This is a genomic window from Fictibacillus gelatini DSM 15865, from assembly GCF_000430745.1.
Taxonomy (GTDB): Bacteria; Bacillota; Bacilli; order Bacillales; family Fictibacillaceae; genus Fictibacillus_A; species Fictibacillus_A gelatini.
On the sequence record NZ_AUMP01000001.1, the window covers coordinates 196,443 to 210,576 of the forward strand.

Sequence of the window (14,134 nt, forward strand, 5' to 3'; positions counted from 1 at the left end):
TCCTATTCAATAAAGCCACAGTTTAAAAAGGAGGGATGCCCTCTCTTTTTAACCGACTTGTACAAACCTTACTTAAGTTTATGCACAGCGTCGATAAAGATGTCTCCTCTTTGTTCAAATGTTTTATATTGATCCCAGCTGGCGCATGCAGGCGATAGTAAAACGACATCACCCGGTGAGGAAGTACCGTAAGCAACAGGAACAGCTTCTTCCACATTATCAACACGTTTAATCACTTCTATTCCGGCTTCCCTGGCTACCCGTTCAATTTTTGGCGCCGTCTGCCCGAACGTTATGATCGCTTTCACCTGGTTCAGGTAAGGCTTTAGATCATCAAATTCATTGCCACGATCCAATCCCCCTGCGAGTAAAACGATTGGTTCATTGAAGGCGGAAAGAGCAGCCTTTGTCGCCAAAATATTAGTTGCTTTTGAATCGTTGTAAAATTTCCGCCCTTCAACGGTTCCAACATATTGTGTGCGATGCTTCACGCCTGAAAACGTCGCCAGCACGTGAACGATTTGTTCTTGTTTCGCACCGCTCAACCTGGCGGCACTGATTGCCGCCAAAATATTTTCTAAATTATGTTTGCCCGGAAGCACGATTTTCTCTAACGGAATAATGGCCTCATTTTGGAAATAAACGATCCCATCTTTAATATAAGCGCCATCTTCACAAATCGATTTCGTTGAAAACGGAATTTTTTTCGCTTTTGAATGTTTCACCAGCTCACGAATTCGTTCATCACTCTCGTTGTAAACGGTATAGTCCTCCGGGGTTTGCGCTGCAAAAATACGTGCTTTAGCTGCCCCGTAATCTTCCATTGAGCCATGATAGTCGAGATGGGCTTCAAACAAGTTAAGCAATAGAGCCACTTTTGGATGAAACGTTCTCGTCCCCATTAGTTGAAAGCTCGACAATTCGGCAACGATCACATCTTCTTCTGTCGCGCGATCTGCCACTTCACACAATACGGTTCCAATATTTCCGGCAACGAGCGGACGTTTCGCACTGTTTTTAAGCATTTCGCCAATGAGCGTTGTTGTCGTCGTTTTCCCGTTGGATCCGGTTATTCCAATAATATCAGCTTTCGAAATGATTCCGGCAATTTCCACTTCTGTAATGACAGGGATATTTTTTTCCAGCGCTCCTTTCACAATCGGATTGCTATACGGAATACCCGGATTTTTAACGACATAATCAATTCGCCCATCAAGCAAACTAAGTGGATGCCCGCCGCAAATGACATGAATGCCCTTGTCCGCAAGCTCTTTCGCCTGTTCATTTTCTTCAAAAGGCGTACGGTCGTTAACCGTAAGTATGGCGCCATACGAATGAAGCAGTTTTGCCGCTGCAAAACCGCTTTTCGCAAGTCCGAGTATTAATACATGTTTCCCTTTAAATTCTTCCCTTTTATCCACCATCAAACCCACACCTCAATATAAATTCCGAGCGCAGCAAAAAGAAGGCCAACCGCCCAGAACGTGACTACAATTCTCCATTCAGACCAGCCGCACAGTTCATAATGATGATGCAGCGGACTCATCTTAAAGATTCGTTTTCCTCTCGTTTTAAATGACCATACTTGAAGCATGACGGATAATGTTTCGATCACGAAAACACCGCCGATAATGACTAACAATAGTTCTAGTTTCGTTATAATGGCAATCGCGCTTATCGCGCCGCCTAAAGCAAGAGAACCGGTATCGCCCATAAATACTTTGGCAGGATGGGCGTTAAATACTAAAAATCCGAGAACAGCGCCGACAATTGCGACGGCAAATACGGCCGTTTCGGATTGGGATGGGCTCATATTGGAAGCCAATACCGCAAATGCACCAAAGGCAATCGCCGAAGTGCCCGCGAGTAGTCCGTCCAATCCGTCCGTTAAATTAACTGCATTCGATCCGCCGATCAACATAAAGACAACAAGGACCGGATAAAACCATCCAAGCTCAAAATCAATGTGGAGTCCGGGAATCGTAAGCTTTGTTGAAAAATCCGTATTTAAAAGGCCAATATAAAATACAGCGGCGATGATTAATTGCCCGAGCAATTTCTGCTTAGACGTTAACCCGAGATTTCTTTTCTTGACCACTTTAATAAAATCATCGAGAAAGCCAAGCAGTCCATATCCGATTGTAACAAATAACAATAAATACGTTTTCGAAGATACATTAAAAAATTTCAAATTCATCACATATGTCGCAATTACAGCGGCAAGTACAATAATAATTCCGCCCATCGTCGGCGTTCCCGATTTTTTCTGGTGAGATTTTGGCCCTTCTTCCCGTATGCTTTGGCCGAATTTCAACCTGCGTAAAAAAGGGATAAAAAACGGCGAACTTATAACGGCAATAAGAAAAGAAGCAAGAAGGGTAAATAACAATACTTGTTCGATCATTTTCTTGCCTCCTCTTCATCTATAAATTCTTTTACTAACGTTTCCATCTGCATTCCTCGAGATGCTTTAAAAAGAATGACTGTATCCTTTGAAAGTTTTTGCCCGATATATTCTTTTGCTTCTTCTTTTGTAGGAAATATCGACACACTCACGCCATCTGGCTTAAGGGTTTTAAGTTCCTCGCCAATCCATCTTCCTTTTTCCCCGATCGTAACAGCTTCGGTAATAGGAGTTGTTATATGCGGGGCAACTGCCCGGTGCATCGATTCTTCCTCGTTGCCGAGCTCATACATGTCGCCAAGCACAACAACTTTTTTCGGATAATTATTTAATCCTTTTATGGCTTCAATTGCAGCAATCATGCTAGTCGGGCTGGCATTGTACGCATCATTAATAAGAAGAGCCCCTTTTTGGCCTTTATATTTTTCCAGGCGCATTTTTGTCATGGTCAAGTTCATTAATCCTTCTTTGATCGCATTTTCTTCGATGTTCAAGTAATGCCCGACTGCTATCGCATATACGGCGTTTTTCACATTATGCTTTCCTAATAGCGGCAAGTAGTAGGTTGTCGTTCCGCCTTCCAATTGGAAGCTGTAGCCATTTTCGTCCCCTTCAATATTGTCGATATGCAACGTGGAATTCTCATTATAGCCGCATTTCAATACATTTTTTGAACAAACATGTTCTAATAGGGGTTCGTCTCCATCAATGATCAAAACTCCGCTTTCTTTTAGACCGTCTTTTATTTCAAGTTTTGCTTTTGCAATCCCTTCCCGGCTGCCGAGCGCCTCAATATGGGACTCGCCAATGTTGGTGATGATCGCAACATCGGGCTCTGCAATTTTGCTTAACAACGAAATTTCGCCAAACCCGCTCATTCCCATTTCTAGAATAAGTACTTCTGTTTGTTCGGGCATTGACAAAATCGTAAGCGGAAGTCCGATATGATTGTTGTAATTGCCTTTCGTTTTATGGGTTTTAAAAGTTGTTGCGGCAACACTTTCGACCATATCTTTCGTCGTCGTTTTCCCGTTGCTGCCAGTTACGCCGATGACAATCGGGCGTATTTTCTTTAAATACAGCTTTGCCATTTTTTGCAGAGCACTTATCGTATCTTCTACAAAAAGGATAGGAAAGGACGGATCAAGGTCATCCGGAAGTGGCTCACCTTGTTTCCAAATAGCTGCAATCGCCCCATTTTTTATTGCATCCATTAAAAAATGGTGTCCGTTAAACCGCTCGCCAATAATCGGAACATATAAAGATTTCACAGATGGCACACGCGTATCTTTCGTCACTTCCTGGATGATTGTATTTTCAACATTGCCTCTTGTAGTTAAGGCGATGTTTACATAGTCCTTTAACAACATTTTCATTTTAGTTCTTCGCTCCAATCGCTTCTTTTGCTACTTGGCGGTCATCAAAATCAAATACGTTTTTCCCGATAATTTGATACGTTTCATGACCTTTTCCGGCAATTAAAACTATGTCGTCTTTCTTCGCCTGGTTAATTGCATACTCAATGGCGTCTTTTCGATTGACAATTTTTACGTACTCTTCTCCCTCGACGCCTCTCTCCATATCTTGAAGAATTGCCTCGGGATCTTCAGTCCGCGGATTATCGGATGTAAATATTGCTGTATCCGCATGCTCTACTGCGATTTGCGCCATAATCGGTCGCTTCGTTTTATCGCGGTCACCGCCGCAACCAACAACAACATACACCTTTCCGGTTGCAAATTCTTTGATCGCCATAAGCGCATTTTCCAAACTGTCCGGAGTGTGTGAATAATCAACGATCACCGTAAAATCTTGACCCGCATTGACCGTTTCAAATCGTCCCGGTACCCCCTCAACTTGTTCAATTGAGTGGATGATGGCATCAAGTGAAATTCCAGATCCAAGCGCTGCCGAAATCGACGCGAGAACATTATAAACGGAAAATTTCCCGATAAGCTTGATCGAAACCTCTTTTTTCTCATTTGGAGTAACTAAGGTAAACGATGTTCCTTTAGCCGTAATGTTAATATTTTTAGCCATAATGTCAGCCGGTTGATCAATTCCGTACGTAATGACTTGAGCTGACGTCATCCTTTTCAACCGTTTCGAGGCGGGATCATCATTGTTCAATACAGCGATTTTTTTATTTTCTTTGCTGTATGTATTTCCTAATTGAGAAAACAGCAGGCCTTTTGCATGAAGATATTCATCCATCGTTTCATGGTAATCCAAATGGTCTTGCGTTAAATTTGTAAAAACGGCGATGTTAAAATCACATCCGCGGACACGCCCCTGGTCCAGCGCATGTGAAGACACTTCCATGACTGCCGTATTGACCTTTTCATCTACCATTTGTTTAAACGCTTTTTGAAGGAAAATACAATCCGGGGTTGTATTGGAAACTTTATAGCTTTCACCGTTAATCTTCATATCAATCGTTCCGATTAATCCGGTACGGTTGCCGCAATCGCGGAATATTTTTTCGATGATATGGGATGTTGTTGTTTTTCCGTTTGTGCCTGTTATCCCGATTAAGTGTAACTGTTTTGTCGGCTGGCCATAAAATCGGTCTGCTAAAATGGCCATCGCCCTCTTCGTATCGCTAACACGAACGACCGGGACCGTTGTTTTTACATCCTTTTCTGCCAGAACAGCAACCGCTCCGTTTTGTACGGCTTCATGGACAAAGTCATGTCCGTCAAGAGTAAGCCCGTCAATACAAACAAATAAACTGCCCGGAGCTTTTATGCGAGAATCCATATTAATTGCTGTAATGTCAGGATTTTGTTTATTGTCTATTGTGGTAAATAGCAATTCATTTACGAGTTTTTGAAGCTCCATGTTATCATGACCTTTCATTTTCAATATAAGTTTTAGGGAAGCAAGAGCCAGGCTAAGGCTTAGCCATCATTCTACGCTGCAGCGAACTTCTTTTTCAGAAAAAGAAGCCAAAGCGAAATCCGCTTGGGCTTTGCATACACATCTATTTTAATCGTCGGTCGCCTATTTGTCACCCATAAAAAGACGAATCGTTGAACCGGGCTTCAGTTTGACACCGGGTTTTGGAGATTGTTCGACGACAATATCGCCGGAGCCTGACGCATCTATTTTTAAATCATACATCATGTCGCCGAGTTCTTCACGGGTTTTTCCGACAAGGTTCGGAAGCTTAATAAGCGGCTGGTCGAGATAGGTTCGTTCTTTTTCAATCTGCTTCGTTCGTTTTTCAACACCCATTGCCCGCAGGCTGTCATCCATAATCTTGCCGACGATTGGCGCGGCTACCGTACCCCCGAATTGAACCGTTCCTTTCGGATTATCAACCGCCACATAAACGACAATTTGCGGATCATCTGCAGGAGCCATTCCAATAAAAGAAACGATATAGTTATTTTGCAAATATTTCCCGCCTTCCGCTTTTTGCGCCGTTCCTGTTTTTCCTCCGACTCTGTAGCCTTCGACGAAAGCATTTTTCCCCGTTCCGCGTGCAACGACATTTTCAAGGGCATAACGGACTTTTGCGGACGTTTCTTCCGATATTACTTTACGTCTTAATTTCGGTGTTTGCCTCGAAATCACTTTCCCTGTATTCGGATCGACGAGCTCTTTTGCAATATATGGTTCGTATAAATAGCCGCCATTTACGGCCGCAGACACGGCAGCCACTTGCTGGATCGGCGTAACCGCAACACCCTGACCAAAAGCTGTCGTCGCCAGTTCAAGCGGTCCGACATTGTTTAAATTAAATAAAATGCCTGTCGCTTCGCCTTGAAGATCGATCCCCGTTTTTTGACCAAATCCGAATTTTTTAATATAAGAAAAGAGTTTCTCCTTTCCTAACCGTTGTCCTAACATAACAAATCCCGGGTTGCAAGAATTTTCTACCCCTTCTAAAAACGATTGGCTGCCATGCCCGCCTCTTTTCCAACATTTTAATTTCCGGCCAGCGACTTCAATATAGCCCGGATCATTAAAATGGTCTTTATCTAAATCTACTTTTCCTTCTTCAAGGGCTGCGGCGAGTGTAATAATTTTAAACGTTGATCCTGGTTCGTACGTTTTCCAGACAGGCAAATTCCGATTGTACACTTCTTGCGGAACCCGTTTATAGTCTTCTGGATTAAAATTCGGCCGGCTCGACATGCCTAATATTTCTCCTGTGTTCGGGTCCATGGCCATCGCAATGATGGAATCAGGGTTATACTTTGCTTCTGCATTATCCAATTCTCTTTCGATGATCGTCTGAACCCGTATATCCGCTGTCAGCTTTAAATTATATCCATCTTGTGGACGTTTGTATTTATCAGATAAAGAAGGCATTCTTCTTCCTCGCACATCAGAGAAGAACGAAACATATCCTTTCTTCCCTTTTAATTCTTTATCATAATAAAGTTCTAGCCCTGTAAGACCTTGATTGTCGATACCGGCAAAGCCGAGAACATGGGATAAATAACTGCCAAATGGGTAATGGCGCTTACTATCTTCCGCGACAAAAACGCCGGGAAGGTCTAACATTCTCACTTTATTGGCTAATTTATTGCTAATCTTCCTTCCGCCTTTATCTAAACGAACGATGCTTGCCCTTTCTGTAATTTTTTTATAAACATAGCTTTTCGATATATGTAATGTCGAGGCAAGTTTTTCAGCTGTTTCTACAGAATTTTTCACTTGCTTTGGAACGACGTAAACGGTCGGTGCACTAATGTTTGTGGCGAGTGCAACATTGTTCCGGTCAAGAATTTCGCCACGTTTCGGTTCAAACGGAACGTCCCTGCTCCATGAGTCAAGTGCTTTTCCTGTCAGCCAATTGCCGACGACAAACTGAACATAGCCAAGCCTCACGGCAATGATGAAAAAAAACAATAGCCCGCATAATAAGACAAAAATTAAGCGCCTGCGTACCGTCACATTAGAAACTCGCAACTAAATTACCTCCTCTTGTCGGCTCGTTTCAATATATGCTTGTACACAGGCGCTTAGAACGCTTGTCTTTTTATTCAATTGATCTCATTTTATTAAGGATACTGCGGCTTTAATTCGATTTTTAAATGATCATCATCTTTCACGACTACATTTTTCCGAATATCCTGGTTGACGACAAAGCCTGACCCGGAAACCGTTTGATTTAGATTCATCACTTTAACAAACCGCATCGCATCCATAAGCGACCAGCCCGTTAAATCAGGCATTTTCACCGTTCCATCCGTCCGTAAAATGACCCGTTCCCCTTTTAGCACTTTCGTCCCTTTTGCCGGCTCTTGCGCGATGATCGAATCACCCGTACCGAGTTTAACCGGGCGCAGCCCCTCCTCTTTTAGGCTGGCCGTTACATCATCCACATTTTGCCCTGAATAATCATCCATCGCAATTCCTTTATCTTCGGCCAGAACTTCTTTTTGTCCCGTTTTATCTGCTTTTACCGTCGGTGCGATGTTTAAATATTGCAAACTGTTTTTTGCGACACTGTTAAAAATTTTCGCAACCGGTTCAGAGCCTGTTTCTGTATCTTTTAAATGTGGCTCTTGAACGGCAATGTAAAAGACGAGTTTCGGATTTTTTTGCGGCGCCATGCCTAAAAATGAGAAAAGATAGCTGGATTTTCCGACTTTATACTTGCCGGTTTTTTCATCAGCGATTTGGGCCGTTCCCGTTTTCCCCGCAATGTCATAGCCTTTCACATTGTACAATTTCCCGGTGCCATCTGTTACGACTTTTCCGAGCAATTGGCGGACATGTTTTGCCGTACTTTCGGAAATTGGCCGGCTAACAATTTCTGGTTCATGATCTAAAACGACTTTTTTCGTTTTTGGATCAACTATCTTTTCAATGGCAAATGGCTTCATCATTTTTCCGCCATTTGCTACCGCTGTCGCCGCCTGAACAAGTTGGATCGGTGTGACCGTCGACCCCTGGCCGAACGCCGTTGTCACTTTTTCTATTTCTCGCTGAAAGAGAAGGGTCCCTTTATTTTCGCCAGCCAGGTCGATGCCCGTTTTCTTGTCGAATCCAAATTTTTTTAAATATTGGTAAAAACGGTCAAATCCAAGTTTCTCTCTTGCTAAAATCGAAAAGGCGACGTTAGATGATTTCTCAACACCTTCATCAAACGTAATACTGCCCCATCCCTGGTTCCAGTCATGGATCGGTGTAGGGCTGCCCGGAACTTTATAGGAACCGGACTTGTATTTCGCGCTACCGTCATAAACGCCTTCTTCAATGGCTGCTGAGAGTGTAAATATTTTCATCGTTGATCCAGGTTCAAACGTGCCACTAATAGCATCGTTCGTGAAATTTGTAATGTCCCGTTTATTTAGATTGAAATCAGGATGGTTCGCCATCGCGAGAATTCTTCCTGTTTTCGGATCAGCGACAATGCCAATCATTTTTTTCGGGTCGTACTCTTTTTCAACTTGCTTCATCGCTTCTTCTAAATACAATTGAATATGGTCGTCGAGTGTTAAATAAACGTTATCCCCGTTTTTCGGCTCGATAATCTTCTCTTTTGAATCGGGTAGCTTTAATCCGTCCCGATCGCTTTGAAATAGAATTTTGCCGTCTCTTTCCGCTAAATACTCATTGAGCGACCTTTCAACCCCCATTACGCCTTCTTCTTTTCCATTTTTGTGTGCTGTGTAGCCGATGACATGGGAGGCGAAATTTTGATTCGGATAATAACGCTTTGTACTCGGTGTGAATTCAATGCCAGGAATATCAAGCTTTTCAATCTTCTCCTTTTGATCCTGGCTTAAATTTTTCCACCCCGGTGGTTCTACCTGGAACAATCCTTTTTTGCTTAATGTCGCTTCAATTGTCGCTTCATCTTCTTTTAAGATCGGGGCAAGCTTCACTGCCGCCTCATGAGGGTCTTTTATATATGACGGCTGGTCTTTTTTCAAAATCGCATACATATCGTATGCCGCAACATCTTTAGCGAGTACATCGCCGTTCCGGTCAAAAATCGTTCCCCTTTTTGCATTAAGCGTATTTTCACTTGTCCATAGCCGCTTGCCAAGCGCCTTCAGGTCTACATGATCCACATTTTTCGCATAAGCAACATAAAAGTACCGCCCAATCAATACAAAAAAGAGCAGGGTAAACACGAGCATAATGACCCCCGCTCCTAAATTGATATGTTTCTTTCTACCCATTGTTTCACTCCGTTTATTCGTTTCCTACATTTTTTACCCGTTTTTCATTTAATTCCATGCCTTTTTCTTTCGCAATCTTATAAATGCGCTCTTTCGAACTTAATGAAATGACTTTATCATTTAAATCACTTACAATCTTTGATTCCGTTGTAATTTTTCCTTTGAGATTTTCAATTTTAGAATTTGCTTTATAAAGCGCGGCGTAGTTTGAAACGATAAATAGAGCGCCAACAAGAAGCATAATGCCAGCCAGCGACCAGAGTAATTTTTCCCCTTTTGTAACCCTTTTTTTGACGATTTCTGTACGGATTTTTGGCTGTACAGACGTATTCGGTTTCATTTGCTGCTGTCTTTGAATGTTATGTGCTAAATTATCCAACTCTTTCTCCCCTTTATCTTTGTTTTTCTGCAACCCTTAATTTCGCCGAACGAGAGCGGCGGTTCTCTTTAATTTCATCTTCTCCTGGCAGAATGGGCTTTTTCGTAATGTTTTTCAAAATCGGCCTTGCCTCTTCCGGAATAATTGGAAGTCCGGGTGGCAAATCAGGCGGTGTGCTGAATTTTTTAATGATTGTCTTACATGCCCTGTCTTCTAATGAATGGAAGGTGATGACGCTCAGCCTTCCTTCAACGTTTAATAATTGGATCGCATCATGGATGGCTTCTTCAAATGCTGCCAGTTCATCGTTCACTGCAATCCTGATTGCTTGAAATGTTCGCTTGGCAGGATGTCCGCCAGTTCTTCTTGCCGGGGCGGGAATCGCTTCTTTAATTAAATCGGCAAGTTCACCTGTCGTCTTGATGGGTGACTTCATTCGCGCACTTTCAATTTTCCTGGCGATTTGTTTTGCAAATTTTTCTTCACCATACCTGGAAATGATTTTTACAAGTTGTTCGTACGGCCATTCATTAACGACTTCAAAGGCGGACAACGGGGAATTTCGATCCATTCTCATATCAAGGGGCGCATCGTGCTGGTAACTAAAGCCTCGTTCCGCTTCATCCAATTGAGGGGAGGATACGCCTAAATCAAATAAAACACCATCCACTCCTGTAATTCCGAGATCATTTAATTTTTCTTTTAAATAGCGAAAATTACTTCTTATAATCGTAAATTTGCCCTTATACTCGTTTAAAATCGCTTCTGCATTTTGAATTGCTTTTTCATCCTGGTCAAATGCGAACAAATGTCCTGTCGTCAATTTGGAAAGAATGAGTTTGCTATGGCCCGCTCCTCCAAGTGTACAGTCAACATATATTCCATCCGGTTTAATATTTAATGCATCAACTGCTTCTTCTTTTAATACGGTGATGTGGTCAAACATGTAAAACTTCCCTTTCTCTTTCAACATGTGCTTGATTGTGCTACAGATCAAAATCCATTAAACTCTCGGCAATCTCCCCGAACGATTCTTCCGATTCCTGGAAGTACTCTTCCCAGATCGATTTGCTCCAAATTTCAATTCTATTCGATACACCGAGTACAACACAATCTTTTTCAAGTTTTGCATATTCCCTTAAAGGTGGTGCAATGTTTACTCTCCCCTGTTTGTCCAACTGGCATTCGGTTGCACCTGAAAAGAAGAAGCGGGTAAAGGCTCTTGCATCTTTTTTGGTGAATGGGAGTTTTTTCAGCTTCTCTTCGAGGACTTTCCATTCCTCCAGCGGGTAGCCAAAAATACATTGATCCATGCCTCTTGTTAGAATAAATGTATTTCCGAGTTCTTCACGAAATTTAGCGGGGATAATCATACGCCCTTTGTCATCAATATTATGTTGGTATTCACCCATGAACATTGGAACGCTCCCCCACTTTCTACCCCTACTCTACCACAACGCTCCACTTTTCACCACTACAAGTATAATTCGTGTGCGAAAAAAAAAATCCTGCTGTCCTAGCAGGATTTTTTTATCTGAAATTCCTTCAAATATAGACAATTTTATGTTGATCATCGAATGGAAGTGATTCGTTCATCAGATCGTGAATAAGGTCAAACCCATAGTCATTCATATAGTAAAAAATGTTCCATGTCCGCTCTTGAAGCTTATGAAACGGTAACAATTCAAGCGCCACCGCGTCAAATTTTTCAAGCGGTTCTTTAAACCTTTTTTTCATTTTCTTTTCCATTTTATGATGCAAATAATCAACTTCATGCAAGATGCGATTTAAATTAATGGTCGAAAGCTGCACTAAACTTTTATCAATTTTTTCAGCAAGTCCTGAAAGTTCTTTATGAATTTTTGCCATTTGTTGTTTGCTGTCGGTTATTAAAGGTTCTATCTCATATGGCTTATGCGCTTCATACCACGCCTTTTTTTCAACCTCTGTCCCTGACTTGATGACATGCTTCGCCTCAAGCCCTGTATCGTCGAGCTGTTTCTGCGTCTGTTTGGAAACAATCGTTAACGAGAGTCTCGGGATAAGCGGCGGCATTTTTAAAGAAAATTCATTAAAGATTGGTTTTAATGCCGACCAATAGGCAATCTCCCCGGAGCCCGCAATAAAGCTGAGCGTCGGAAGTACCCATTCTTGCATAAGCGGACGGGTGACTACATTATTGCTAAATAAATGCGGTTTCTCCTTCGCCATTTCCATCAACTGATCTTTCGTGTAGCGGACATCCCCTTCTTTTGAACGGAAGCCGCCAGTCCCGTCACGGAATAATAAAACACGCTCCCTATTAATGTATAAAAACAAATGTGCGTTATTTTCTTGATATTCGATCGGGCGTGGATAGTTTTTATTTTGCAACGTTTTTAATCCTTCCACAAAACGCCGGTCCACTTCTTCATTCTTTTCAATTAAATTCACTAAGTATTCGGACTGTAGTTGTTTAAAGTTGGGATCGCCCGAATCGAGGAGGACAAGTCCATAGTCTCCAAAAAGGTACGTAAGCAGGTGGGCAAATGAGTCAACTATTGTATCACTTGCATCAAAAATATGATGTACTTTTTTCACGATGTCCTTTGTGAATTCCGTTTCGCCAAATTGCTGAAAAACGCCATCGCTCCACTTTACAGCTTGTTCTTTATCCCATTTCATAAGAGAAGCCGAAGTTTTTACTGGATCGTCCGCTTGAAGTATTAATTTTTCAGCAGAGTCGTTTTTCTTTATGTATACATGATTAATCTCGTCATAATCATGATCTTCTCCAGCAATCCAAAATATTGGAATGACAGGTATGCCGAGATTGCTTTCTTTTTCTTTAGCAAATTTTAAAATGCTTATACATTTATGAATCGTATACAATGGACCCGTTAATATCCCTGCCTGCTGGCCTCCGACGACAACAACACTTTCCTTATTTTTTATTTTTTCGATATATTCCACCGTACGATGCGAACAATTAAATTTCCGATTATACGTGAACAAATAGTTGGCAAGGGCATCTCTTTGAAACTTCCGGGTATAAAGCTCTTCAAGCCTTTTTTGATAAACCTCCTGATTGTGATAGTCATAATTAAACATATCTTGAACATTTTCGAATGAATGTTTGTAATCTTTGGCAAGGATATTCGCCTCAGGAAGGGAGAAATTTTCGATCCTCATGTGTTAACTTCCTTTCTATACGGATGTAAACCCTCTTGTAACATATGCTGATATGAGTATAGCAAATGAACCTTATTTCCAAAAAGAAAATGCTTCAAGCTTTTCTTTGATGCTCCATTCCTTTAATCGCTTCATAAACGAATGAAGTGTAAGGGACTTCAATTCCTTGTTTTTGAGCCAGTTTTAGAACATAGCCGTTAATGGCGTCAATTTCAGTTTCTTTCCCATTTTCAATATCCATCCGCATAGAAGATTTGTTGCTGGACGTATTTTTGCATATGGCCATTACATTTTCAAGCAATTCATCTTTCCGTTCAATCTTAAGGATTCGGCATGTTTCATGAAACAAACCGACCATTAATGATTGATAATGGGGATTATCGATTAATTCCCCGTTTCTAATTTGAAAAATGGCCGTTAATGGATTGATTACACTATTGGCAACCAGCTTTTCTTCTAGTATCGGCCGGTAATCTTTATATATGATAACCGGAAACCGCTCATTTGAAATCTGTTCCCATAATCCCGCATCGATAGGGCCGCGAAAAGACGCAAGCTTTACTCTTCCGATTCCGGTGTGAACAATCTCATATTCCGATGTTCTAATGGCTCCATGCTCAACAACGGCAACAGAAATCTGTTCATTTTCAAGATGTTGAAGCAATTCGAGATGGCCCATCCCGTTTTGGACAAATAATAGTTTCGCTCGTTTTGCCCTCGAATCAAAAAGAAGTGGCTTTAGCCCGGAAAGTTGAGTTTGCTTCACTGCAATAATGATGTAATCCGCATCATAATTAAAGTCTTGAATCGATTTCGCATTCACCTCAACTACCCTTTTGTCCGCGTCAATCGATTCATAATGGAGCCCATTTTCCAATAACTTTTTTGCCTGATTAGCAGACTTTGTCCAGATCGTCACATGAGCTTCTTGCTTAAGAAAATGAGCGAACAATAGGCCAATGGCCCCGCCGCCAATGACAGAAATTTTCATAACGTTTTCCCCTTCCCATCTACTATTATCTTCTTTCAGTT

General features: G+C 41.7%; 11 protein-coding genes. All 11 read right to left on the reverse strand.

What is annotated here, in order from left to right:
- Positions 1-68 precede the first annotated feature (68 nt).
- A complete protein-coding gene (gene murD, locus H538_RS0101010; protein ID WP_035349726.1) occupies positions 69-1,424 on the reverse strand; it encodes a UDP-N-acetylmuramoyl-L-alanine--D-glutamate ligase in 1,356 nt (451 codons plus the stop codon).
- A complete protein-coding gene (mraY, locus tag H538_RS0101015; RefSeq protein ID WP_026675966.1) occupies positions 1,424-2,404 on the reverse strand; it encodes a phospho-N-acetylmuramoyl-pentapeptide-transferase in 981 nt (326 codons plus the stop codon). Before mraY ends, murD begins: the two co-directional genes overlap by 1 nt.
- Positions 2,401-3,780: a UDP-N-acetylmuramoyl-tripeptide--D-alanyl-D-alanine ligase gene (locus H538_RS0101020; protein ID WP_026675967.1), complete on the reverse strand. Its 1,380-nt coding sequence runs from the start codon at positions 3,778-3,780 to the stop codon at positions 2,401-2,403. Before H538_RS0101020 ends, mraY begins: the two co-directional genes overlap by 4 nt.
- A 1-nt stretch (position 3,781) precedes the next feature.
- The gene (locus tag H538_RS0101025) at positions 3,782-5,245 is read right to left on the reverse strand and encodes a UDP-N-acetylmuramoyl-L-alanyl-D-glutamate--2,6-diaminopimelate ligase (RefSeq protein WP_026675968.1); all 1,464 of its coding nucleotides are present in this window, start codon (positions 5,243-5,245) and stop codon (positions 3,782-3,784) included.
- Between the two features lie 162 nt (positions 5,246-5,407).
- On the reverse strand, positions 5,408-7,327 hold the full coding sequence (locus H538_RS0101030) for a stage V sporulation protein D (RefSeq protein WP_026675969.1): 1,920 nt from the start codon (positions 7,325-7,327) through the stop codon (positions 5,408-5,410).
- Between the two features lie 92 nt (positions 7,328-7,419).
- A complete protein-coding gene (locus H538_RS0101035; protein WP_026675970.1) occupies positions 7,420-9,552 on the reverse strand; it encodes a penicillin-binding protein in 2,133 nt (710 codons plus the stop codon).
- A gap of 13 nt (positions 9,553-9,565) precedes the next feature.
- Positions 9,566-9,931: a cell division protein FtsL gene (gene ftsL / locus H538_RS0101040; RefSeq protein WP_026675971.1), complete on the reverse strand. Its 366-nt coding sequence runs from the start codon at positions 9,929-9,931 to the stop codon at positions 9,566-9,568.
- A 13-nt stretch (positions 9,932-9,944) separates the two neighbouring features.
- Positions 9,945-10,877 (reverse strand): 16S rRNA (cytosine(1402)-N(4))-methyltransferase RsmH, encoded by a 933-nt coding sequence (rsmH, locus tag H538_RS0101045; RefSeq protein WP_026675972.1) that lies wholly within the window; start codon positions 10,875-10,877, stop codon positions 9,945-9,947.
- 40 nt (positions 10,878-10,917) lie between these two features.
- A complete protein-coding gene (gene mraZ, locus H538_RS0101050) occupies positions 10,918-11,349 on the reverse strand; it encodes a division/cell wall cluster transcriptional repressor MraZ (protein ID WP_026675973.1) in 432 nt (143 codons plus the stop codon).
- Positions 11,350-11,476: 127 nt separating this feature from the next.
- Entirely contained in the window at positions 11,477-13,102 is a 1,626-nt protein-coding gene (bshC, locus tag H538_RS0101055) for a bacillithiol biosynthesis cysteine-adding enzyme BshC (RefSeq protein ID WP_026675974.1), read from the reverse strand.
- Positions 13,103-13,196: 94 nt separating this feature from the next.
- The gene (locus H538_RS0101060) at positions 13,197-14,093 is read right to left on the reverse strand and encodes a 2-dehydropantoate 2-reductase (RefSeq protein WP_026675975.1); all 897 of its coding nucleotides are present in this window, start codon (positions 14,091-14,093) and stop codon (positions 13,197-13,199) included.
- Positions 14,094-14,134 lie beyond the last annotated feature (41 nt).